Here is a 24098-nt window from a genome sequence, read left to right on the forward strand (position 1 = left end):
GCGCCCGCCCGGGCTACGCGAGTTGCGAGTGCGTTTGGTCCGTCGTCTCGACAACCAGAAGCCCCGCCCGTAATCCGGGCTTCACCGTTGCGTTCGGAAACACGATGCGCTCCTCGTCGTGACGCACGACATAGCGATAATCGCCATCGCGCGCGAGCACCGTATCGCGCGTGAATGCCGTGAAATTGGCCACATCTTTTGCGAGCAGCAACTCGAAGGAATCGCTTTGCTTGGTGATCTGATCGATGACGGTAAAGACACGCGGCAGCGGCAAGGAAGCGTCGCCAGGCTCACCGGCAATCAGCTGGCGCAACGCTGCATCGGCAGAGGCAAATCGCGCGAGATCGTTCTGCCCGAAGGGGCGCACCTTCCCAAGCTCCAGCGTGCAGGCATCCGCACCGCAAACCTCGGCGGTGAAATGCGAGTACGTATTGCCTTTGGTGGTATGCAACAGCACAGCCGCAATCCGCGCATCGCGCAGCCATTCGAACATCGCGCGTGACAACGGCGCGCCCGTATGCGGCAGCAGCGCGAATTGCTCGAACACGGAAGCACGAATCGCAGTGTGCAGATCGACATGCCATCGCGCGCCGGGCGCATCGGATGCCGCGGCGAAGAACTGCTGCGCTATGCGCTCCAGCGCCACTGCACGCGGCGCCTCGTGACTCGCGGGCAACTGCGCATGACGTCCGCTGAACAGCCGGTTCAGATCGTCGTCGATATAACGGCACGACTCGCGCATCGCCTGCACGTTGCCGAGTATCACCAGCAGCCGGCAAGCAAGCGCAGCGCGTCCCTGTGCGATGTCGCGCACCACAAACGACAGCAGTTCGATGGGCGCCGTCTCATCGCCATGAATACCCGCCGACGCCAGCACGCTGCGACCCTCGCCATTCGCCAACCCGGCGGGCTCGAACTGCAGCACGCCGTCGTCGATCCATGTCCAACGCAAGCCGTTCGCGCACGCGCCCTCGCGCGCATCGTCGGCGGGCCGATGGCCGGCCAGCGTACACGCGAGGAAATCGTCGAGCATCGCCGGCACGGATGAATCAGCGCTGGAAGTCATACAGCGAACCCAGACCAAGAATCTGCGTCAGTTCATCGAGTGCCGTGCGCGACTCGATCAGCAATTTCGGATCGGCGAGATCGGTCGGCGCGAGGCGATCGCGATAGTGCGTGTCGATCCAGCTATCGAGGCGCGTGAAGAGCTTGTCGTCGATCCACACGCCCGGCGTCACCGCAGCGCGCTCCGCCTCGTTCAGCACGACACGCAAGCGCAGACACGCAGGTCCGCCGCCATTCTTCATGCTCTCGCGCAGATCGAACACCAGCACGTCGTCGATGGGCGCCGTGCTGGCGACCAGTTCGTCGAGATAAGCCGCCACGCGCGGATTCTCACGCGACTCCTGCGGCACCACCAGAACCTGCTTGCTGCTGGTTCCGTCGTTGAGCAGCAGCAACTGGCTGTTGAACAGATACGACGACACGGCATCGGCGACGCTCACCTGCGCGTCCGGCACTTCGATCACGTTGAACTCGCCATTGAGCTTCGAGAGCTTCGAACGGAGTTCGTCGTACACGGCCTTTTGCTCGACAAACGCAAGCTGATGGCAGAACAGCGTGCGCGCATTGCCGACTGCGATCACGTCGTTATGAAACACGCCTGCATCGATCACTTCGGGGGTCTGTTGCGCGTACACAGTCGCGTCATCGGCAAGACCGTGACGATGCGCAACCGCGCGGCTCGCCTCGAACGTCTGACGCGCCGGATAGCGCTTCGGCTCCGGACCGCGACGATATTCGCTGCGTCCATACACGAAGAACTCGACGCCCTTCGCGCCATATTCCGCGCAAAAACGCGTGTGGTTCGCCGCGCCTTCGTCGCCGAGCGCGGGCGTGCCGGGCAATGCCTCGTGTACGACGAAGCGCGACGGGTCGGCGAAAATCGCGCGCAGCGTGCGGCGCGTCGCTTCATGCTCGATCGCGCGATGCAGCTTGCTGGTCAGGTTCGCGGGCGTGAAATGCACGCGGCCATCCTGCGTATCCGCCGACGGGCTGACCGTCGCGGCATTCGCCGTCCACATCGCCGATGCGGAACTCGCCGCCGCGAGCAGCTCCGGCGCGTTCTTCGCGACGCGCTCGATCACGCTCGCGTCGTCGCCGGAAAAACCGAGCTCGCGCAGCAGGCGGATCGACGGACGCTCCTGCGGCGGCAGCACGCCCTGCTTGAAACCGAGGTCCGCAAGCTGCTTCATCTTGCGCAGGCCCTGCTTGGCAGCGGCCTTCGGGTTCGCGATGGACTTGTCGTTGTTCTGCGACGCGACGTTGCCGAACGACAGCCCCGCATAGTTGTGGGTCGGGCCGACAAGTCCGTCGAAATTGGCTTCAGTGGCTTGCATCGTCGATCCTTAGAAATGAAGACCCGGCGACACGCTCGCGGGCATTTGCAGTTGCGCGCTTTCGACAGAGGCCATCGGGTATGCGCAGTAATCGGCCGCGTAATACGCGCTCGGCCGGTTGTTGCCCGAGCGGCCCGTGCCGCCGAACGGCGCCGCCGAAGAAGCGCCATTGGTCGGCCGGTTCCAGTTCACGATGCCGGCGCGGATCGCGCGCTGGAAGTGCGTCCACAGCGCTTCGTCGTCGGCGAGCAGGCCCGCAGACAGGCCGAACTCCGTGTCGTTGGCACCCGAGATCGCGTCGTCAAACGAGCCGTAACGGACGATCTGCGCGAGCGGCCCGAAGTGCTCTTCATCGGGCAGGTTCGTCACGTTTGTCACATCGAGAATCGCGGGCGAAACGAAACCGAGCTTCGGATCGCGCTGCTCCATCTTCAACAGCGGCTTCGCGCCGTCCGCAATCAGACGCTCCTGCGCTTCGACCAGACGCGCCGCCGCACGCGCCGAAATCACCGCGCCCATGTACGGCTGCGGATCGGCGTTGTATTCGCCCACGGCAATGCGCGAAGTGACTTCGACGAGACGCGCGAGGAACTGATCGCCGAACGCATCGTTCGGCACGAAGATGCGGCGTGCGCATGTGCAGCGCTGCCCCGCCGACAGGAACGCCGATTGAATCGTGTGATGCACGGCGGCATCGAGATCGGCGACGGGCGCGACGACGAGCGGATTGTTGCCGCCCATCTCGAGTGCGAGCACGATCTCGGGACGGCCACCGAACTGCTTGTGCAGCAGCGTGCCCGTGTCGGAACTGCCCGTGAAGAACAGCCCGTCGATCTGCCGGTGATTCGCGAGCGCAATACCCGTGTCCTTCTCGCCCTGCACAAGATTCAGCACGCCAGCGGGTAGACCCGCATCGCGCCACACCTCGACGGTCGCGCGCGCCACGCCCGGCGCAAGTTCCGAAGGCTTGAACACAACCGCGTTGCCCGCGATCAGCGCAGGCACGATATGCCCATTCGGCAGATGACCAGGAAAGTTGTACGGCCCGAACACAGCGACGACGCCATGCGGACGGTGACGTAGCACTGCTGTGCCGTCGGCCATCGCGGCGCGCCGCTCACCCGTGCGCTCGTTGTACGACTGGACCGAGATGTCGACCTTCGCCGCCATCGTCGCGACTTCCGTGCGCGCTTCCCACAACGGCTTGCCCGTCTCGCGGCCAATCGCCTCGGCGATCGATTCCTTGCGCTCGTTGATCAACGCAGCGAAGCGGCGCACGACAGCGACGCGCTCGTCGAGGCTCACGGCCGACCACAATGCGAACGCACGGCGCGCGCTCATCACGGCGCGATCGACGTCTTCCGCCGACGCACTGTTGCCTTCCCACACCGTCGCGCCCGTGCCCGGGTTGCGCGATGCGAATGCGTGTCCTGTGCCGGCGACCCATTCGCCGTCGATGAAAAGCTCGCTCATGTCAGTCCTTATTTCTGTTTCAGGGGCAGCACGCGCACCGGCTCGCCTGCCTTCACGTTCAATGCCGCCGCTTCGTCCGCCGTCAGACGGAACACGCCGTTCTCGACGACACCCGCCGCGACGCCCGTGCGGAAATCGTCCAGCGACGTGTTCGAGACGAGCGAACGCGAGCCGCCCTCCTGCGCTGCGACAGCAGCAATCTCGACGGGCACGACAACGCTTTCGCGCACCGTGCGCAAATCGGAAACGTGGCATTCGAGCACGGGACCCGCGTCGAAAATATCGACGTGATTCTCGTAGCGCAGCCCTTCCGCTTCGAGCATCTTGCGGGCGGGCAAGGTGTCGCTATGCGTGAGGCCGATGGCCTGCTGCGCTTCGTCGGGCAGCAGTTCGACGTACACGGGGAAACGCGGCATCAACTCCGCGAGGAACGACTTGCGGCCATGCGAGCTGAGATAGTCGGCGGCGTTGAAGTCGATCTGATAGAAATGCGAACCGACCGCGCGCCAGAACGGCGACGTGCCGTCGGCATCGAAATGGCCGCGCAACTCCGCGCAGATGCGCTGCGGAAAGCGCTCACGAAACTGCGCGATGAACATGAAGCGCGAACGCGACAGCAGACCGCCCACACCATGCGCGCGATAACGCGGGCTGAGAAACAGCGAACATACTTCCGCGTAGCCCGTCAGATCGTGCGAGATGTTGAGCGCGCGCATGCGCGTCCAGATACCGAGATCCTGCGACGCATGCACGACCGTGCTCACGCGATAGTTGTAGAACGGCTGCTCGAGTCCCACGGCCGTTTCGATCCCGCAGACGCCGGCGATGTCCTTCGTCTGCGAATCTTCCATCACGAAGAAGTAACCCTTTTCGTGCGGCACGGCCTTGTCTTCGAGCGTGCGGCGCACGCGCTCGACGCGCTCGGCGAGCGCATCGCGATCCGGCTTGAAGGTCGTGAGACCGGGACCCGTCTCCTGAGCGAGCGCGACGAGCGCGTCCACATCGCCCGTCTGCACGACGCGAACGACGATCATTGTGCTTCTCCCGTGGTGTGTGTCGGTTCCTGCTGATGCAGCGGCACGCAACGCACCGTATCGCCGTCCTGCGCGCCGAGCGCATGACGCGCGGCGGCCGGCAGCGGCGCGCCGTTGTCCGTCTGCGCGGGCAGATCGGCGAGCACGCAGCGGAACTCGCCCGGCTTGTTGCTTGCGATCAGATACGTCGCGCCCTGTTGCGCCGATGTTTCGCGCACAGTGCGCGTCTCGTTGCGCTTCACGCACGCGCTGCGTTCGATTTGCGCGGTCAGCACGGGGCCCGCATCGAAGATATCGACGTAGCGATCTGTCTCGAAGCCTTCTTCCATGTGGATGTCGTACGCGAGCAGCGCCTTTTCGTCGGGCTCGCCGAGCACGCGCTGCGCAGCTTCGGGCAACAGCGGCACGTAGATCGGATAGCTCGGCATCACTTCAGCGATGAACGTGCTGCTGCGGCCGCCCGACTGCACTTCGATATCGGCGAAATTGCGGCCGAAGAACTTGCGGCCCACGGCTTCCCAGAATGGCGACACGCCCGTATCGTCCGTCACGCCGAGCAGCAGCGAGAACACTTCGGACGTGAAGCGCTTGCGGTTCGCGGCGATGTACATCATCCGCGCGCGCGACATCAGATGCGCGGCGGCATCGCCGCGCATCGCCGGGTCGATATAGAAACCGGCGAGACGGCTTTTGCCCGTCAGTTCATGCGACATCGTCAGCGCGTGAATCTTGCGGTTCACGTGCAGTTCGCGCGACGCGTGAATGAGGGCGTCGTTGCGGAACACGTAGAACGGTTCCGAATAGCCCGCTGCCGCGACGATGCTCGACGTGCCGTGCAGCTTGCCCGTCTCGCTGTCTTCCAGCACGAAGAGATAGAACTCCTCGCCCGGAAAATCGACTTCCGCGCGAAACGAGTCTTCCGACAACGCGACACGCGCCTCTAGCGCGCGCCGGTCGTGCGGCAGCGAGTGCAGCACGGGCTGCGCGGTGCGCGCCATCTGTTGCAACGCGTCGAGATCGGCCAGGCGGCCAGGGCGGACGAAGAGCATCGTGGTCTCGTGTAATGTGGCTTGAAGGTTACTTCGCGAGCGCTGTTGCGCCGACGACTTCCTCGATCGCCTTTTCGAAGCGCGCGAGACCTTCGTTCATGTCGTCAGCGGAAATGATCAGCGACGGCGCGAAGCGCAGCACGTCGGGGCCCGCCATCAGCATGATCACGCCGTGCTTGCCGGCTGCCGTGACGAAGTCTTTCGCGCGGCCCTTGTAGGCTTCCGTGAGTTCCATGCCGATCAGCAGACCCTTGCCGCGCACGTCCTTGAAGATGCCGAAGCGGTCGTTGATCTTCGCGAGCGTCGCCTTGAACTGTTCGCTGCGTGCGCGCACACCTTCCAGCAGTTTCGGGTCGCTGACGAGATCGACCACTTTCAGCGCGATCGCCGTCGCGAGCGGATTGCCGCCGTACGTAGTGCCATGCACGCCGACCTTGAAGTGCGCGGCGAGTTCATTCGTAGTCAGCATCGCGCCGATCGGGAAGCCGTTGCCGAGCGCCTTCGCGGTGGTCAGGATGTCGGGTGTGACGCCCGTGTCCTGATACGCATAGAAGAAGCCCGTACGGCCGACGCCCGTTTGCACTTCGTCGAAAATCAGCAATGCGTTGTGCTGGTCGCAGGCTTCGCGCAGCGCCTTCAGGAATGCGGGATCGGCGGGAATCACGCCGCCTTCGCCTTGCACCGGCTCAACGATCACCGCGCAGGTTTTCGGGCCGATCGCGGCGCGCGCCGCTTCGATATCGTTGTAAGGCAGGTGTTTGATGCCGGCGGGCACGGGGCCGAAGCCTTCCGAGTATTTCGGCTGTCCGCCGACGCTCACCGTGAAGAACGTACGGCCGTGGAACGACTGGGTGAACGAGACGATTTCGTCCTTCTGTGCGCCGTGGCGGTCGAAGGCGACGCGGCGCGCGAGTTTCAGGGCGGCTTCGTTGGCTTCCGCGCCGGAGTTCGCGAAGAATGCGCGGTCGGCGAAAGTCAGCTCTTCGAGGCGTTTTGCGAGGCGCAGGACGGGCTCGTTCGTGTAACCGTTACCGATGTGCCACAGCTTGGCGCCCTGATCGTGCAAAACCTTCAGCAGTTCGGGATGCGCGTGGCCCAGCGCCGTGACGGCGATGCCGCCCGCGAAGTCGATGTAGTCCTTGCCTTGCGTGTCCCATACGCGGGAACCGGCGCCGCGGTCCGGTACGAAAGACGCTGGCGCGAAGACGGGGACCATGACTTCGTCGAAGGTCTGGCGGGTGACATTTTGGTCATGCATGGCGGGGCCTCGGGGTTTGGTCACTTTGACGGTACTTAGTTTAGGTGACAGTGGGCGGGGCGTCTTGCGTGGAAGCGACGGGTTCTTTTTTTATGTCTGCGACGTTTTGGGGGTTCTCACGCTTTGTGCTGGCATCCGCGAAGTACCGTCGCGGCGCGGGCGTGGGGAAAGATTCGCCTGTCGCCAACAGAAGCCGAGAGGCATGAATATGCTCGCATGCCATTGATTTTAAATACTAAATCCATACAGATGATCGTCAACTGACAAGCATCAGGACATATCCACAACGTGCAAGCCGCGAGAGGACCATGCTCGACAGCGCGACGAGTTCCGCAACCGTCGCGCGCAAGCTCACGTCGCTGCCCGTTCGCGTAATGCATCCACGACGCGACTGATAACACCATCCCAGTCACCCGGCGTTTCCTGGATAAAAAGGCGTGCCGACGGATACCACGGCGAATCGTTGCGTCCCCGCAGCCACCGCCAACAGGTGTCAAAACGGGACAAAATCCAGACCGGCTTGTTCAGCGCACCGGCGAGATGGGCCGTCGAGGTGTCGACTGCGATCACCAGATCGAGGCACTCGATAATGGCGGCTGTGTCCCCGAAGTCGGACACGTCTCCCATCGGATCGAGAGGCCGTATCGCGGGTGGGATGCTATCGAGTTGCGGGCGTGTGATCGCGCCCAGTTGCAGACTAACGAATGTAATGTCCGGCACTGCCAGAAGCGGCAAAAAAGCTCGCGCGTTGAGCGAACGGCGACGGTCAATCGCGTTCGCGCCAGGCATGCCCGGTCTTGGATCGCCGGCCCAAACAAGGCCGACCTTGAAGCCCCCCGTCGGCAAGCGTCGTTGCCAGAAATCCCGCCTCTCTTCGGGCGCGCGAAGATAGGGCATGACGGCAGGGATCTTGTCGATGGTCGTGTTAAACCGGAGCGGCAGACTCATCATGAAACACCAATAATCGTGCTCGGGTACATCGTGCGCGAAGTCCTGTTCGATACAGACATCGACGCCCTCCATGCTTTCGATCAGTGGCCGGAGCGCCGAACGGCAGATCACACTCAGACGCTTGACACCTAGCCGTTTGAGCATTGGCAGATAACGACAGAACTGCAGGGAATCGCCATAACCCTGCTCGTGCAGGACGACCAGCGTCTTGCCATGCAACGGTTCACCTTGCCACGACGGAAAGTCGACATCGGGAGGCATTGACACAGCTTCGCCGTCGACCACGACGGTACGGGACTCATGCAGGCGCCATCCCTCTTCGAAACGGCCCTCGCTCAGCAGCACCAACGACAGACACCATTGCGTAGCGATGTTCGACGGCTTGTGTGCAAGTACGTATCGAAACCAGTTCTCCGCCGATGCGTTCTGATTTTGTAGCGCATGTACGTAGCCCAGCGCGTGGCAGGTTTCGATATGGGATGGTGCCAGTTCGTGCGCCCGCTCAAGCAGCATTCGTGCAACGGCGGGCTGTTCGCTGGCCAGCACCATGCCGAGGTTGTAGTGCGCCAGGGCGTGCTCAGGATCCAGCCTGATCGCACAGCGTAGTGACGCTTCCGCCGCTTCGGATTGTCGTGCCCTGAGAAGCACGGTACCCAGATTCACATGGGCGTCCACGCAAACGGAATCGATTGCCAGCGCCTGCCGACACGCAGCTTCCGCCTCTTCCAGACGTTTGCATTCGGTTAGCGCCGCAGCAAGCCCGCTGTATGCCAATGCCGATCGAGCATCAAGCCCGATTGCTCGACGGAAAAACAATTCGGCTTCCTCGGGACGCTTGTCCAGCAGCATCAGCCTGCCAAGGTGGCGGTGCGTGCTCGCATGCATTTCATCGAATGCGAGGCCGCGTCTTAGCGCCGCCTCCGCCTCGCTGAACTGCCCGGCGTCGGTTAGCAGAGCGCCAAGGCTCACGTGTGCTTCAGTAAATTCTGGATGAAGTTCGAGGGCGCAACGCATTGATACTTGCGCCTCTTGCGACACCCCTATTTCCATCAACAGCAAGCCGAGGTTGTAATGGGCCACTGCGTAGAACGGGTTCAACGCAATAGCACTGCGGAGTAACGCTTCGGCGTCGGTCATGCGCTGCTGATCCAGCAAGACGTTGCTGAGATTCGTTAGATAGATCGCATTTTCGTTGATGGAGATTGCCTGGCGTATCGAGTTCTCGGCAGCCACCAACTCCCCTCGCTCCAGTTCAATCAGACCGAGCATATGGAACGCATCTGCGTGGCGGGGTTCGTGAGTGAGAATTTGTCGATAAACCGAACTCGCTTCATCAAGGCGGCCAGATTTGTGTGCATCCAATGCACTTTCGAAAATAGACATGAGTTCCAGCTTAATCTTCTTATCCCGAATTTATTCAAGACGTAACAATACGTCATCCTAAAAACTCTTATGGATATCAAGTATAACGGGCAACGCGATAGCCAGAACATCCGAACATTCCCTGCAGGTTACAAGCATCGTGAACCTGCTAGCTGCGTCGATGAGCCCATCAAGACAACTGCATGCCACGAGCCGCTCGTGGCCAAGCAGCGCCCAGTCTCATTCGCACACAAATTCAAACAATTCCGACACCATTCGAAGCACCGTCCTATTCATTTAACCCACTCCTTCGTCTAGCGTCATTGTTTCGTGCCTCACTAATGGACACGCAATCGCATCAGCAGCTACCCGGGAGACTGTACGAAGATGGACTTCATTGATGAGATCAGAGCCTTGTCTAATCGCATCGCCACAGCAAAGCACATGGTACAAACCGAAGAGACCACGAAGAACGCAATGGTGATGCCGTTCATTCACCTGCTCGGTTACAACGTCTTCGATCCTTTGGAGGTAACGCCGGAGCTGATTGCCGACGTGGGAACGAAGAAAGGAGAGAAAGTCGACTACGCGATCTTGAAGGACGGGAAACCGATCATCCTGTTCGAGTGCAAGAAATGCGGCGGCGACCTGCACATCAATCATGCAAGCCAGCTCTTCAGATATTTCCACGTTACGGAAGCGCGTTTCGGCGTTCTCACCAACGGCACCAACTACAGGTTTTTCACGGACCTTGAGCAACCGAACAAGATGGATGAGAAGCCGTTCTTCGAATTCAACATTCTTGATTTCAGGGAACAGGATGTCGAAGAACTAAAGAAGTTTGCCAAAGCGGCGTTCGATCTGGAAAGCATCCTCGACACCGCCAACCATCTTAAGTACACGCGCTCGATAAAGGGCACGCTCAATACCTGGATGAGCGAGCCGCCTGAAGACTTCGTTCGTCTGGTGTCTGCGGAATTTCTTGGCGGCAAGCAGTTTCGGGCAACCGTCAAGGATCAGTTCACGCAGATCACCAAGCATGCGTTCCAGCAGTTGCTGGCAGACAAGATCAACGAGCGGCTGAAAGGTGCCATGACGCCTGAACCGGCTCTTCTGCCAAGCGCCGCAACAGGCGCGGACACACAAGGCGCTGATCCCGAGCACGTCGAGCATGAGGTTTCAGAGATCGAGATGGACGCATACCAGATCATTCGCGCTATCGTACGTCCACTGGCCAAGCCCAACATGGTCGCAATCCGGCCGGCTGCAAGTTATTGCGCGATTCTCTTTGCTGATAACAACCGGAAACCGATCTGTCGCCTGCGCTTTAATAACCCGTCCCGGCTGGTGCTTGGTGTATTCAACGAGAACAAGGAGGAAGAACGGATTGCTATTGCATCAGTCGACGATATATTCGATTGCGCCGAAAAACTCAAAGTTTGTGTGAGCGCGTATCTGAAGCAAAACACAGACGACTCGGCTGTACCAATCGACGAGTCCGAAGCCGAAGCTTGACTCTCCAATAAGCCTTATCGAAGCGATGCGAATCGTATCTGACGCGCTGGCCGGGCGTCAGATACACGGCTACGCGTCCCGCTCTGGCCGCTCGATCATCGCTGCTGCCCTTGGTTCATCAATAGCTGCATGTGCGCCACCATGCTGCTTCTCGATGAAATTCCTACGCTCTTCACGCGGCGTAACGCCAAACTTCTCCCGATAAGCATTAGAAAAATGCGCAGCAGAAGAAAACCCACACGCGAGACTAATCTGAACAACCGACTTGCTAGTCCGCTGCAACTGCGTCCGCGCCTTCGCAAGGCGCAAACCGAGGTAATACTTCGACGGCATCGACCCAAGATACTGCCGAAAGAGCCGCTCCAACTGCCGGCGCGAAACGCCAACTAAACCCGCGATCTCATCCGAAGTCAGCGGATCCTCAATATTCGCTTCCATCAACAGCAAAGCATCATTCAAACGAGGATGCCGCTCGCCCGGCGCCGTCACGAACGGAATCCGCTGACGCTCTTCCCCGGACCGCAGCACGCCAACGCCTAAAGTATCGGCGATACGGTCAGCCAGCTCCGGCCCATGCTCACGCCCAATCATCGCCAGCATGAAATCGACGGTCGCCTGCCCGCCCGCGCAGGTCGCGCGATCACGGTCGATCTCGAAGATCTGCTGCGTAACGATCGACCGCTCGAATTGCTCGGTGAACTGCTGATACGTCTCCCAGTTCACACTCACGCGATAACCGGAGAGTTGCCCCGCCATGGCCAGCCACCACACGCCGTGGTGAATCCCCGTCACAAGCGGCGTACGCTGCCCAACCCGCGACAGACTGGCAAGAAACAACCGGTAATCCGCAAACTGCTGAAAGCGCTCACTAACGAGAATCAGCCAGTCGCACGAAATCGCATCGCCGAATGCGGCATCGGCGGGCCATTGCGCGCCGCCCGCGAGCGGCACCGGCCGGCCATCCCACGAGCACACCTGCCAGCGGTACAACGCGCGGCCATCGATCTCATTGGCAAGATTCAACGCATCGACAATAGGCCCGACGCCCGACATCGAAACGGGTGGCAACGCGACAATCGCGACCTGAGTCGTGCGTGCCGGACTGGACGACGGACGTGGCATTAACGTGTGCTGCGGGACGCCCGCTTACTTGAGACTGCCCGACAGGAACTGCTTGAGCCGCTCGCTCTTCGGCGTGGCCAGCACCTCGGACGGCACACCCTCTTCCTCCGTGCGGCCCTGATGCAGGAACATCACATGGTTCGACACGTTGCGCGCAAAGCCCATTTCATGCGTCACGACGATCATCGTGCGGCCTTCTTCGGCGAGCTTCTGCATCACCTTCAGCACTTCGCCGACCAGCTCGGGATCGAGCGCGGAAGTCGGCTCGTCGAACAGCATCACGTCCGGGTTCATCGCCAGCGCGCGCGCAATCGCCACACGCTGCTGCTGCCCGCCCGACAGATGCGACGGATATTGCTTCTCCAGACGCGGTGCAAGACCGACCTTCTCCAGATACTCGCGCGCGCGGTCTTCGGCTTCCTTGCGCGACAGGCCGAGCACGTGAATCGGCGCTTCGACCACGTTCTCCAGCACGTTCATGTGCGCCCACAAGTTGAAGTGCTGGAACACCATCGCGAGCTTCGTGCGGATGCGCTGCAGCTGCTTGTGATCCGCGACCTCGAAGTTGCCGTGACGATCGACCTTCGTGCGCACCGCTTCGCCATCGACGACGATCTGCCCGGCGTTCGGCCGCTCGAGAAAATTGATGCAGCGCAGGAACGTACTCTTGCCCGACCCGCTCGCACCGATGATGCTGATCACGTCGCCCTTGTTGGCATTCAGCGAGACGCCCTTCAGCACTTCGTTATCGCCATAGCGCTTGTGGATGTCCTGCACGGCGAGCTTGCAGGCTTCCGTTTGAGTCGTGTGGAGCAAGATGCTCTCCCAGAGTGAAGACGGGTGAAACGGTGCTTACGTATTACGGGCTCTCGGCCGATCAACGCCGCACGGCCAGGTACGCAAGCCAGTGACGCTCGGCGCGCCGGAACAACGCAACCAGCGCGAACGATACAGCAAGATAAATCAGCGCCGCGAGCCCGAAAGCCTCGAACGAGCGGTACGTCGCGGAGTTCGCATCGCGTGCGACCTTCAGCACGTCGGGCACGGTGGCCGTAAAGGCGACGGTGGTCGCGTGCAGCATCAGGATCACTTCGTTACTGTACAACGGCAGCGCGCGGCGCAGCGCGGACGGTATCACAATCCGCCGGTACATCGTGAACCAGCTCATGCCGTAGGCGCGCGCCGCTTCGACCTCGCCATGCGAGGTCGCGCGAATCGCGCCCGCGAAGATCTCCGTCGTGTACGCACAAGTGTTCAACGCGAACGCGAGAATCGCGCAGTGAAAGCCGCTGCGGAAGAACGAATCGAGCAGCGCATGCGAGCGCACGAACTCGAGGCTGTACATGCCCGTGTAGATCAGCAGCAACTGCACATAGAGCGGCGTGCCGCGAAACACGTAGGTGTAGAGGCGCACGGGCGTCGACAGCCAGCGCTTCCTCGAAACTCGCGCCACGGCCAGCGGAATCGACGCCACGAAGCCGATGCCGATCGATGCGACCAGCAGCCACAACGTGACGGCAAGACCCGAGATACGTTGCCCGTCCCAGTAGAGGAACGCGCGCCAGAACTGGTTGAGAATGTCGATCATGATCGTCTCCTGCGCGTGGCGCGAATTAGAGTTCGGCGTGTCGAACGCCGATCGAATAGCGCTTCTCCAGCCAGATCAGCACGAGGTTCGACACCGTCGTGATGGCCAGATAGATCGCCGCGGCAACGAGGATGAAGAAGAACATGTTGAAGGTGCTCTTGCCGGCGTCCTGCGCGGCCTTGACGACATCGGCGAGTCCGATGATCGACACCAGCGCCGTCGCCTTCACGAGCACCTGCCAGTTGTTGCCGATGCCCGGCAGCGCAAAGCGCATCATCTGCGGGAACATGATGCGGGCGAATACGCGCGCGCCGCTCATGCCGTATGCCGCGCCCGCTTCGAGCTGGCCACGTGGCACAGCGAGAAACGCGCCGCGAAACGTCTCGGTGAAGTAAGCGCCGTAGATGAAGCCGAGCGTCAGCACGCCCGCGACGAACGGGTCGATGTCGAATTGCGGCAGGTTCAACGCATCGGTCAGGTTGTTGACGGCGATCTGAATGCTGTAGAAGAGCAGCAGCATGAGAACCAGGTCGGGCACCGAGCGGATCAGCGTCGTGTAGCCCGTCGCGATCGCGCGCATCGGCCGGCTCAACGACAGCTTCGCCGCCGCACCGATCAGGCCTAGCACGACGGCCGTCGCCAGAGATAGAACCGACAGCTCGATCGTCTTGATCGTGCCCTCGAGGAGCACCGGGCCAAAGCCATATAAGAACACGCGTGTCTCCTTTGAGGTTATCCGGACCGCCGCAACGAACTGCGGCATGGCGCGGATACTCGCAAGCAAAAATAAATTGCTCAAACCGGGACATGCGCTTGTTGTGCATCGCAACATCGACGAAGGCGCCGCATGGCGGGCGTTGGACGCCCGGTATAGCGGGCGCTATCTGTTTGTAAGCGGATGGCGCGCACGCAGCAGGTGCCGCGAATTAGCAAGTTTGCGGTCGCTTTTTCGATAGACGCGCGAAGCCGCCCGCATGCTCGCAAACCCGCGCCGATTGGGGCTTTCCCTGAAAGACAGGAGGCCACGATGCTGCCAGGCGCTTCCCATTGGAGCCGTCCGGATGCACACGCGTTAGACTGGCTTCTCCCTTCCGACACCCGACGCTTCCGCGACAAGGATCGCCGCATGACACTTCGCCCCGACTCCACGACGCTCGACGCCTACACCCACGACGCCGCCCGCTACTCGCGCGAATGGCTCGACCAGCCGCCGCCCGACGACATGTATGCGCTGTGGGAAAGCCATCTGCTGCCGACCGGCAAGACGGCCGATATCGGCTGCGGCAACGGGCGCGACGCCGCGTGGCTCGCGGACCATGGGTATCGCGTGACGGGGTTCGATGCGTCGGCGGGTTTGCTCGACGAAGCGCGGCGGCTCTATCCGCAGATCGCGTTTCGCACCGCATCGCTGCCGTCGCTCGCCGAGATCGACGAGCAGTTCGACAACGTGGTCTGCGAAACCGTGCTGATGCATCTGCCCGTCGACGCGATCACTGATGCCGTCGACAACCTCGTGCGCATCCTGCGGCCCAACGGCATGCTGTATCTGTCGTGGCGCGTGACGGAGGGCGTGGACGCGCGCCAGCCAGATGGACGGCTTTATTCGGCGTTCGAGCCGTCGCTCGTCACGGACGCGCTGACCAGCTGCGTGATCCTGTTCGCCGACGACACGACCAGCGCAAGCTCCGGCAAACGCGTGTGCCGCATCATCGCGGCGAAGCGGTCCGAGGACTGAGCGCGTATCCGACGGAGCATCAATCGATGCCGAGACACGCGCGGATTGCGGGCAGCATCGCCTCGACGGCCGCGCGCCCTTCCGCGATCGCGGGCTCCGCACGGTGAAAGTCGAAGATGCCCATACCCGCGAGGCGCGGCTGGATCAGGATGTCGGCCGGTTCGCCCGCGAGGCGGCTGCGCGTGATCCGCACCTGCATGATGTCGATGCTTTGCGCGATCGAACTGAGCATCGACGGCACGCGCGCGCTCGGCGCGGGCGCCACGCGCACGTCGCGCGAATACTGTTCTGGCGAAGGCTGCAGCCAGCCCGGAAACGGCTTGCCGTTGCGCCGTAGCAAAACGGGTGGCGCAGGCGTCGCGATCGCGGGCGGCGGCGCATCGGGATCGAGCGGCAGCGGCTCGGATTCTTCAACGGCGCGCTCGATGACGGCCTCGATCGATTCTTCCGTCGGCATGGGCGGCAGATCAACCACCGCTCCGCCGAAGTCGCGGCCATTCAGAATGTCGTTGTTCAGGTCCACGGCGATCACGCAGTCGGCCCGCATGCCGCGCGCCGCCGACACGGGCACGGGGTTCGACAGCCCGCCGTCGACGAGCCACACGCCCTCGTGCAGCACCGGCGTGAAAATGCCTGGAATCGCAATCGACGCGCGCACGGCATCCACCACGCCGCCGTCCTGCAGCCACGTCTCGCGGCCCGAATCGAGTTCCGTCGCGACGGCGGCGAACGGCATCTGCAACTGGCTGATCTCGCGTCCGTTGAAGCGGTTCGCAAACACCTGGATGACTTTCCTGCCGCCGAGCAGCCCGCCCGAAAAGCGCAGATCGAGCAGACGCACGACCGACTGCCACGTGAGCCCCGTCACCCACTCTTCGAGCCAGTCGAGATCGCCGTTCGCATAGACGGCGCCGACCAGCGCGCCGATCGACGTGCCCGCCACGAGGTCCGGTTTGATGCCCGCGTCGTGCAGCGCCCGGATCGCACCGATGTGCGCCCAGCCGCGCGCGGCCCCGCCGCCGAGCACGAGGCCGATGCGCTTGTATCGCCTACGTGTGGCCATTGTTATTTTCTCCCTTGATTACAGGCGTTTTCTGTTTGGACCGTGGCGCGCGGCTTTTGTTTTCAGCCCTCCTTTAGCCCTCGCTTCCGGACACACTGCTCGCCCAGGCTTATCCGCCCTCCGTCAGTGCCCGCGCATTACGTCCGAGCGCGAGGTCGTATAGACGACGTGATTGACGTCGAAATGCACGTTGAAAAAGCCTTCTTGCGTGACACCGCCTTCGCGCCACTTCCAGCTCCATACCGTCTCGGGCTTGAGTGGATAAACGGCCACTTCGCCGGGCTTGCCGAGCAGACGGCGCACTTCGTCTTCCGTCATGCCGGCGCGGATCTTCGCGAAGTTCGCGGCCGTCAGCACCTGCGTGATCGCCTGCAAGGTGCCGTCCGGGCCGATGTCGACCATGTACGTGTTGAGGCCTTGTGGACCGCGCGGATATTCGAAGCGCTTCGAGCCGTCGGTGAACTGGCGCTCGGTTTCGGGCTTGCCCATCTGGTCGCGGATTTGCGCTTCCGTCGTGATGCCGGGCGTGAGCCCCTTCAGAAGCAGCGCGTCCGGTTTGACGGCGTTGAAAAATTCCTTGAGCTTTTGCACGGCTTGCTCGCTCTGCTGGTCGTCGCAGCCGGCGAGCGCGGACAGCGCGCCTGCCATGGCCACGGAAAGCATCATGTTGCGCAACGAGGTGCGATTAACCATCTTCGATAACTTGCTAGACACAAACGATGTGAACGACACAGAGCATAACCCGGTCGACAGCCGGATCGCGAACGATGGCTGCGCAGATGTGTATGGAAAGTTAAAGAATTGCTACGCGAGATTTCTCGTGCGCGAGAAATGCGACCTGCGATGAACCCACGGAGAAGGCTTGCGAAGGGAAACGTGGTGGCGCATGCAGCAACATGAAAAGCGTTTCGGCCAGAAGCCACATGTGCTTCTGGCCGTGACGCAATTTTCACTGCTATGACGACCGCAAACGACAGCGGCCGCTGGCCCCTCGACTATCTGGCAAGTGCTGACAATCTAGCGTCAGGTTCGAAAATGCGCGAGAGCGCGTTTACACCGAATCGGCTGACGAATCGCATGCGATCTCGCGTGCGGCGGCCAACGATTAGCGTCGGCACGCCAGCCTCATGATTGCGTGATGCGTGTGAAGTCATCGCGCCGACGCGCCGGGCATCCTGCCTGCACCCGGCTGACCCGGCCGACCCGGTTCGTCCGGGTGTGTACTGCGTAGCCGACCTACGCGTGACGTGAGGGGCCGACCGGCGTCGAGGTCCGTGGAGGCCGCCGCCTCGTCACGCGGGTATGCATTGCGCAGATCCGCGTCGTTGGCGGCGACGATGACACATTAACGCCCGCGCGCGCGTCATTCCGTGCGACGGCACACGCATCGGACCTTCTCGAAGCAACCGGAAACGCATTTCGAGCCCTGTTTTCAGGGGTTTTCTGCATCGCTGGCCGAACGGCCTCCGATTCGCGAACACGCCGACCCTGCTGCCGGCAGGGACATGATCAGCCCGCCAGCAGGAACGGGAGCGCTTTGGCACAATCGCGTTTTCCCGCACGCCACGCGGACCCGCGCTTCGTCCTTGCAAAAGACGATAGTTGGCCGCACATCGATTCCATGATCCCCTTTTCCGTCCTCGACCTTTCTCCCATCACGGCTGGCGCGAGCGCGACCGATGCGTTCCGCAATTCGCTCGATCTCGCGCAGCACGCCGAGCAATGGGACTACAAGCGCTTCTGGCTCGCCGAGCATCACAACATGACGGGTATCGCGAGCGCGGCGACGTCGGTCGTGATCGCGCATGTCGCGGGCGGCACGAAGACGATCCGCGTCGGCTCGGGCGGCGTGATGCTGCCGAATCACGCGCCGCTCGTGATCGCCGAGCAGTTCGGCACGCTGGCGTCGCTGTTTCCGGGGCGTATCGATCTGGGCCTGGGCCGCGCGCCCGGCACCGACCAGACCACCGCCCGCGCGCTGCGCCGCGATCTGAACGGCAGCGCCGATTCGTTCCCTGACGACGTCGTCGAACTGCAGCGCTATTTCGCTGATCCCGTGCCGGGGCAGCGCGTGCGCGCCGTGCCGGGCGCGGGGCTGAAGGTGCCGTTGTGGCTGCTCGGCTCGAGCCTGTTCAGCGCGCAGCTGGCGGCGGCGCTCGGTCTGCCGTTCGCGTTCGCGTCGCACTTCGCGCCGGATTACATGATGCAGGCGCTGCACGTGTATCGCGCGCAGTTCCGTCCGTCGGAAACGCTCGACAAGCCTTACGCGATGGTCGGCGTGAACCTGTTCGCCGCCGACACCAATGACGAAGCGCGCCGCCTCTTCACGTCGCTGCAGCAGCAGTTCATCAATCTGCGGCGGGGCACGCCGGGCCAGTTGCAGCCGCCCGTCGATCACCTCGCGGTGTCGGAGATGGAGTTGAGCAGCGTGCAGCACTCGCTCGCGTGCTCGGTGATCGGCGATCGCGAGACGGTGCGCGACGGACTGCGCTCAATCATCCAGCAGACGGGCGCGAACGAACTGATGCTCACCGCGCAAATTTACGATCACGCGGCGCGACTGCGTTCGTTTGAAATCGGCGCGCAAGTGCGCGACGAACTGGCCGACGCCTGAACGGGAGAGAGTCAACAACTGCGCCGGCACGCGCGCCCGCGTCCGGCTGAAGCGAAGACGCACCGCTGCCTTTGCTTCGAACAGACCATCGTCCCCCGCTCAATGGTTGCGGGCTCGGCGGCACGCCCGTCGAGCAACGCCTTGTGAAAGGCCGTTGGGTCCTGCATCTGCGGCGCACGTCGGGCGGCGCGGCATCCTTGCCGATCGCCGTCCCTGTCGCCGATCAGCAGCAGCGTCGGCGTTTTCAGCAGCCCAAGCTCATAGACGACCGGCTGCGTATAAAAGTCAGCACAATAAACGTTTCGCCGATGCCCCCAAAAAGGCGCTTGCCGGCCCGTTTTAGCCGTTGTGACGGGTGCGGCACCACGGGCCGCTTCTGAAGATCTTCGGACCTCGCTTCGCTCCGGTTCACAACCAGAGTGGGCCACGCGATGTCATCTTCCGATCGCCCTCCTCGCGCACTACCATTCCTTCACGATCCGGGGATCTTGACGCGATAGCTCACTGGAAGCGTTTGACGGCACTCGACAGGCGATGCCGCGGCGCCCAATCGGGCCGCGAACCCCCATCTGCGCGAAATCTGTGTGAGATACGGAATAACTCCGCATCTGCCTGGTTCACTCCAATGAGACCTGTTTATAGCAACGGGAGAACCATCGTGCGTACCCCAAGTCCCCGTACCGTGCGGACGATCCTGAGCGTCGTCATTGTCCTGGCGATCTCGGCGCTTTGCGACTCACCTGCCTTCACTGCCGGCTTGCAGACCGACGGTACCTCTAACGAAGCCCCCTTCCTGGCGGAGAACAATACCGCCATGACAAGAATGATGGACGGCATGTCGACGAGACCGACGGGCGACGTCGATCGCGATTTTGTCGCAATGATGGTGCCTCACCATCAAGGTGCCATCGACATGGCGCAGGCCGAACTGCGTTACGGTCACAACGAACAGTTGCGCCGCATCGCGCAAGAGATCGTCGTCGAGCAACAACAGGAAATCGTCGCCATGCGCGTCGCACTCGGACAACCATTGCCATCGCCTGCCCCCGCTCCCGACCAGCAAAAGCCGGCATCCATGCCTGTCGCCCCGGTTCACCGGACGTCCGGCCAAGGCATGCAAATGAACATGCCAAACCCTATGCAGGAGGAGCAGCAATGAAACGCCAATCGAAAATCAACATCGCGTTGTCGGCATCCATGCTAGTGGCAGCGCAGTTCGCGTGGGCTGGGCAGGCCCCTGGATCGCAGTCCGACCCTGACATTCCCGTAAGCCACCACGATCGCGTTTACGCCGCTGAGCAGTTTTCGAACACAGTGTCGGTGATCGACCCGGCCGACAACAAGCTGCTTGGCCTGATTCGCCTCGGCGATCCCTCGCCGGGCAATTTCAGTCCGTTGTACAAAGGTCAATTACTTGTGCATGGCATGGGTTTCTCGCCGGACCATCACACGATTGCGGTTGTCTCGATCGGATCGAACTCGGTTTCATTCATCGACACGCAGACTAACGCCGTCAAGCATGTCACCTACGTCGGCCGCTCGCCTCACGAGGCTTTCTTTACGCCCGATGGAAAGGAAGTCTGGGTGACCGTGCGCGGTGAAAACTACGTCGCTGTACTCGACGGAAAAACGTACGAGGAGAAAACACGCATTACTGTCCCGGCTGGCCCCGGAATGCAGATATTCTCAACGGACGGAAAATACGGTTACGTCTGCTCGTCCTTCAACCCGGAGATTGAGGTGGTGTCCGTGGCCGACCATAAGATCGTCGGCAGGGTCCAGCAGGCCAGCCCCTTTTGTCCCGACCTGGCGGCGACGCCCGACGGCAAGCAGGTCTGGTTCACGCTGAAGGACACCGGCAAGGTCCAGGTGTTCGATGCAAGGCCGCCATTCGCGCTGATCAAAACACTCGACACCGGCCCAATCACGAATCACGTGAACATCGTGCATAACGACAAGGGCACGTTCGCGTACGTCTCCGTTGGAGGCCTGAATGTGATCAAGGTGTTCCGAACCGACGACTTTTCGCAGGTCGCGACGATACCTGTCGGCAACTTGCCGCATGGGCTCTGGCCGTCGGGGGACGGCAGCCGCATCTATGTCGGGCTGGAGAACGCCGATGCGATGACTGCGATCGACACACTGAGCAACACGGTCATCGCGACTGTGCCCATTGGCCAGGCGCCGCAGGCTGTCACCTATGTGCCGAATGCGGTGCCCGAAGGCGATGCTACGCAGAACCTGCAGACGCTGGGCCTGGCTGGTCAGAGCGTCCATCTTGCACTGGTGCCCGTGGGGGCGGGCAAGACGGCGGATGCCACCCATGTACCTACGACTGTCGCGTTGTTCGACCAGGGCCTCGTGCAGGTTCTCCAGGCCGCTGTCACTGGTCTGCAACCGAAGCAGCCCTACGTACTAGGTCTTGCCGATAACCCCGATGGCATGGGTGACCTGCAGGTGCTCGCGAATTTCATGTCCAATCCGGCCGGCTCGGCGATCGTCAATGCTCTCGGGCAGATTCGCCAACTGATCACACCAGGAATGGTCTATGCCGATGACAAGCGCCGCTACCTCGTGGTCGCCCCGCAAGGGTCGGGCAAGCCTGGGGCACCCGTACAGGTGCAGTCGCCGTAACCGGTTCCGCCGCCACGTCTCGTTCGAGGTGGCGGCGCGGCATCCTTGCCGATCGCCGTCGTGTCCTTCTGACCGATCAGCAGCGGCGTCGGCATCTTCAGCAGCCCGAGTTCATGGACGACCGGCTGCGTAACTTGCCCGGCTCTCCGTCGCATATTCAACGGAGAACGGTTGTCGAGCTGCGAGAAGTGCCGGCAACAGATAATCCATTCAGCTGTACGACTCGCCCGCAGATGAGAACCCCCGTCAAGGCGCGCCTCTCTCGTCTATCACGCGCTTTGCTGCGTTGAATCCTGCCGTCAAGGCGTCATCCACCGTGTCGAAGACTCGATTGCCTTCTCCGACGAGCCCAATCGGTGAGCCTACCGGTCGTATCGGGTCCACCGTGCAGATACTCACCATTGCAACGTACCCCACCGGGGGCCCATAGGTGAATTCGCTTGACACGGCCCGCACCGACTCAAGCTTCACGGTGACCTCAAAGCCTTTGTACGAGACCATTTTTTCCATTGATTGACTCCCAGGCTGGCAGACCGCGAGCCGGTCGCACGCTCGAAGACAACGTAGCACAACAACATGCCGTGCAGCGCCGGTTTTTTGCGGCCGGCCCCCTCACAGCGGCCGCCACAACCGTGGCTGCCTGCGGGCATGTGACGGCGCGTACCACTCAACAGCTTCGGTTTGCCATGCGGTCGCCTGGACCAGGCACTGCACCGCAAAATGCCCCGACAGTTTTTCCTATCGATGAACAACGCAGGAATACGCTGGCGGGACAAAAAGCCGTTTGAACGCTCACCGATTCGTCGGCACCGCCGCCAACCCGTCCAGCAACGCCTTGTGAAACGCCGCCGGGTCCTGCATCTGCGGAGCATGGCCGAGTTCGGCGAACTCGATGAGTTTCGCGTGCGGAATCGCCTTCGCCGCCGCCTTGCCCAGCTCAGGGTAATGACCGATCTTCGCGCGTACCTCGGGAGGCGCGGCATCCTTGCCGATCGCCGTCGTGTCCTTCTGCCCGATCAGCAGCAACGTCGGCATGCTCAACTGCCCAAGCTCATAGACGACCGGCTGCGTGTAGATCATGTCGTACAACAGCGCGGAATCCCACGCGACTTCCTTCTTGCCCGGCCCGCGGTACATCCCCGCCAGCATCTGCACCCACGGCTCGAAATCGCTGCGCCACTGGCCCGAGTAGTAGGTCGCCTGCTCGTAGCGGCGGATGCCGTCCGCCGTGGTCTTCAGTTCGCGCTCGTACCACTGGTCGACGGATAGCGACGGTACACCCTTCGCCTTCCAGTCCTCCAGCCCGATGGGATTGACGAGCACCAGTTGCTGCGTCTGCGCCGGGTACATCAGCGCGTAGCGGATGGCCAGCATGCCGCCCGTCGAATGTCCGACGATAGTCGCGTTCTTCACGCCGATCGATTCGAGCAGCGCATGCGTGTTACGCGCAAGCTGCTGAAAGCTGAACTGGTAGCGCTGCGGCTTGCTCGACTTGCAAAAGCCGATCTGGTCGGGCGCGATCACCCGATACCCCGCCGTCGACAGCCGCTCGATCGTGCTTTCCCATGTCGCGCCGCAAAAATTCTTGCCATGCAGCAGCACGACGGTGCGGCCGTTCGGATGCTCGGGCGCGATGTCCATGTAAGCCATATGCAGCGCCTCGCCTTGCGACGTGAACTCGAACTGCCGCACGGGCGCGGGATAGTTGAAGCCCTGCAACTCGGGGCCGTAGGCGGGACCGTCGTCGGCGGCGGGCGCGCTCGACGGCGGCACGGCGGCGGCATTGACGGCTTCGGCGGCGCACGCATCGAGGCCCAGCATGGCGATGCAGGCGGACAGGGAAACGGCAACGAGGGATGAACGGAGTGTCATAGGGTGGCGGACAAAGGCAAGGACAGGAGCAAGGGAAACACAGGCCCGTCATGATGCCCGCGTCGCGGCCCGCTTGCAGCGGCGCGTGCAATGGCCTCGCCCGAAGCAGCCGCGCCCGCGCTTCAAACAGCCGTTTCAAGTCCCGAACGAGTTCCGCGCGTGATCCGTCCGGCATAATTTGCCCGAACGGCTGACGGCCAGGCATCGCGAGCCCGCCGTTTCTACCGGCCCGTGCGCGGCCCTCTCCCTCCGGATCACGCACGAATGTGGCATGGCGAACGCGGCATGTTGCGCGCGGCAGGCGCATGGTCCAGACTAATCGCTGGCCGGCGGGAACGTGCATTGCGGACGCCAGCCGACAGCCAGGGCCAGAAGCCATCGCGCAAAAGACCAAGACCACAACAACAACGCACAGCGTCAGATAAAAGA

Annotated in this window: 20 protein-coding genes and 1 pseudogene; 5 read left to right on the forward strand and 16 right to left on the reverse strand. The window is 62.2% G+C overall.

What is annotated here, in order from left to right; translation table 11 throughout:
* Nucleotides 1-13: 13 nt before the first annotated feature.
* The 7 genes from astE to C2L65_RS09720 all read right to left on the reverse strand — a co-directional run bounded on the left by astE (nucleotide 14) and on the right by C2L65_RS09720 (nucleotide 9547).
* Nucleotides 14-1066: a succinylglutamate desuccinylase gene (gene astE, locus C2L65_RS09690; RefSeq protein WP_081920956.1), complete on the reverse strand. Its 1053-nt coding sequence runs from the start codon at nucleotides 1064-1066 to the stop codon at nucleotides 14-16.
* Nucleotides 1050-2399 carry an N-succinylarginine dihydrolase gene (gene astB / locus C2L65_RS09695; RefSeq protein ID WP_042308410.1) on the reverse strand — a complete coding sequence of 450 codons (1350 nt, stop codon included), beginning with the start codon at nucleotides 2397-2399 and terminating at the stop codon, nucleotides 1050-1052. The genes astE and astB overlap by 17 nt, the downstream gene beginning before the upstream one ends.
* Before the next feature lie 9 nt (nucleotides 2400-2408).
* Complete coding sequence (astD, locus tag C2L65_RS09700; protein ID WP_042308407.1) at nucleotides 2409-3872, reverse strand: succinylglutamate-semialdehyde dehydrogenase; 1464 nt, start codon at nucleotides 3870-3872, stop codon at nucleotides 2409-2411.
* 8 nt (nucleotides 3873-3880) lie between these two features.
* Entirely contained in the window at nucleotides 3881-4906 is a 1026-nt protein-coding gene (astA, locus tag C2L65_RS09705; protein ID WP_042308406.1) for an arginine N-succinyltransferase, read from the reverse strand.
* The gene (gene aruF, locus C2L65_RS09710) at nucleotides 4903-5955 is read right to left on the reverse strand and encodes an arginine/ornithine succinyltransferase subunit alpha (RefSeq protein WP_042308403.1); all 1053 of its coding nucleotides are present in this window, start codon (nucleotides 5953-5955) and stop codon (nucleotides 4903-4905) included. Before aruF ends, astA begins: the two co-directional genes overlap by 4 nt.
* A 28-nt stretch (nucleotides 5956-5983) precedes the next feature.
* On the reverse strand, nucleotides 5984-7213 hold the full coding sequence (locus C2L65_RS09715; protein ID WP_042308401.1) for an aspartate aminotransferase family protein: 1230 nt from the start codon (nucleotides 7211-7213) through the stop codon (nucleotides 5984-5986).
* Nucleotides 7214-7564: 351 nt separating this feature from the next.
* Entirely contained in the window at nucleotides 7565-9547 is a 1983-nt protein-coding gene (locus C2L65_RS09720) for a tetratricopeptide repeat protein (protein ID WP_081920954.1), read from the reverse strand.
* A gap of 366 nt (nucleotides 9548-9913) precedes the next feature.
* Between C2L65_RS09720 and C2L65_RS09725 the strand changes: the two genes are divergently transcribed.
* On the forward strand, nucleotides 9914-11041 hold the full coding sequence (locus tag C2L65_RS09725; protein ID WP_042308399.1) for a type I restriction endonuclease: 1128 nt from the start codon (nucleotides 9914-9916) through the stop codon (nucleotides 11039-11041).
* 69 nt (nucleotides 11042-11110) lie between these two features.
* Here the strand turns inward: C2L65_RS09725 and C2L65_RS09730 are convergent, their stop codons facing one another.
* From C2L65_RS09730 to C2L65_RS09745, 4 genes are all read right to left on the reverse strand, one after another.
* Nucleotides 11111-12163 (reverse strand): GlxA family transcriptional regulator, encoded by a 1053-nt coding sequence (locus tag C2L65_RS09730; protein ID WP_042308397.1) that lies wholly within the window; start codon nucleotides 12161-12163, stop codon nucleotides 11111-11113.
* Nucleotides 12164-12187: 24 nt separating this feature from the next.
* Nucleotides 12188-12979, reverse strand: a complete 792-nt coding sequence (locus C2L65_RS09735; RefSeq protein WP_042308396.1) for an ABC transporter ATP-binding protein — start codon at nucleotides 12977-12979, stop codon at nucleotides 12188-12190.
* Nucleotides 12980-13040: 61 nt separating this feature from the next.
* On the reverse strand, nucleotides 13041-13751 hold the full coding sequence (locus C2L65_RS09740; RefSeq protein WP_042308394.1) for an ABC transporter permease: 711 nt from the start codon (nucleotides 13749-13751) through the stop codon (nucleotides 13041-13043).
* A 25-nt stretch (nucleotides 13752-13776) separates the two neighbouring features.
* Nucleotides 13777-14466 (reverse strand): ABC transporter permease, encoded by a 690-nt coding sequence (locus C2L65_RS09745; protein WP_042308524.1) that lies wholly within the window; start codon nucleotides 14464-14466, stop codon nucleotides 13777-13779.
* A gap of 411 nt (nucleotides 14467-14877) precedes the next feature.
* Between C2L65_RS09745 and C2L65_RS09750 the strand changes: the two genes are divergently transcribed.
* On the forward strand, nucleotides 14878-15486 hold the full coding sequence (locus C2L65_RS09750) for a class I SAM-dependent methyltransferase (protein WP_042308392.1): 609 nt from the start codon (nucleotides 14878-14880) through the stop codon (nucleotides 15484-15486).
* A gap of 19 nt (nucleotides 15487-15505) precedes the next feature.
* On the opposite strand, the gene C2L65_RS09755 is transcribed toward C2L65_RS09750, so the two are convergent.
* Complete coding sequence (locus tag C2L65_RS09755) at nucleotides 15506-16549, reverse strand: patatin-like phospholipase family protein (RefSeq protein WP_042308391.1); 1044 nt, start codon at nucleotides 16547-16549, stop codon at nucleotides 15506-15508.
* A gap of 123 nt (nucleotides 16550-16672) precedes the next feature.
* Entirely contained in the window at nucleotides 16673-17242 is a 570-nt protein-coding gene (locus C2L65_RS09760; protein WP_081920952.1) for a hypothetical protein, read from the reverse strand.
* Between the two features lie 928 nt (nucleotides 17243-18170).
* Here C2L65_RS09760 and C2L65_RS09770 point away from each other — a divergent pair.
* A complete protein-coding gene (locus tag C2L65_RS09770; RefSeq protein ID WP_042308385.1) occupies nucleotides 18171-19163 on the forward strand; it encodes an LLM class flavin-dependent oxidoreductase in 993 nt (330 codons plus the stop codon).
* An 11-nt stretch (nucleotides 19164-19174) separates the two neighbouring features.
* Here C2L65_RS09770 and C2L65_RS46530 read toward each other — a convergent pair.
* Nucleotides 19175-19444: pseudogene (locus C2L65_RS46530) on the reverse strand (alpha/beta fold hydrolase); the annotation flags it as partial.
* Between the two features lie 377 nt (nucleotides 19445-19821).
* Here C2L65_RS46530 and C2L65_RS09780 point away from each other — a divergent pair.
* Entirely contained in the window at nucleotides 19822-20322 is a 501-nt protein-coding gene (locus tag C2L65_RS09780) for a DUF305 domain-containing protein (protein ID WP_042308521.1), read from the forward strand.
* Nucleotides 20319-21797 (forward strand): YncE family protein, encoded by a 1479-nt coding sequence (locus tag C2L65_RS09785; RefSeq protein ID WP_042308383.1) that lies wholly within the window; start codon nucleotides 20319-20321, stop codon nucleotides 21795-21797. The genes C2L65_RS09780 and C2L65_RS09785 overlap by 4 nt, the downstream gene beginning before the upstream one ends.
* Before the next feature lie 246 nt (nucleotides 21798-22043).
* On the opposite strand, the gene C2L65_RS09795 is transcribed toward C2L65_RS09785, so the two are convergent.
* Entirely contained in the window at nucleotides 22044-22307 is a 264-nt protein-coding gene (locus C2L65_RS09795; RefSeq protein WP_042308381.1) for a hypothetical protein, read from the reverse strand.
* Between the two features lie 282 nt (nucleotides 22308-22589).
* Nucleotides 22590-23618: an alpha/beta fold hydrolase gene (locus C2L65_RS09800; protein WP_081920946.1), complete on the reverse strand. Its 1029-nt coding sequence runs from the start codon at nucleotides 23616-23618 to the stop codon at nucleotides 22590-22592.
* Between the last annotated feature and the right edge of the window lie 480 nt (nucleotides 23619-24098).

The sequence above is a fragment of the Paraburkholderia terrae genome (assembly GCF_002902925.1).
GTDB classification, from domain to species: domain Bacteria; phylum Pseudomonadota; class Gammaproteobacteria; order Burkholderiales; family Burkholderiaceae; genus Paraburkholderia; species Paraburkholderia terrae.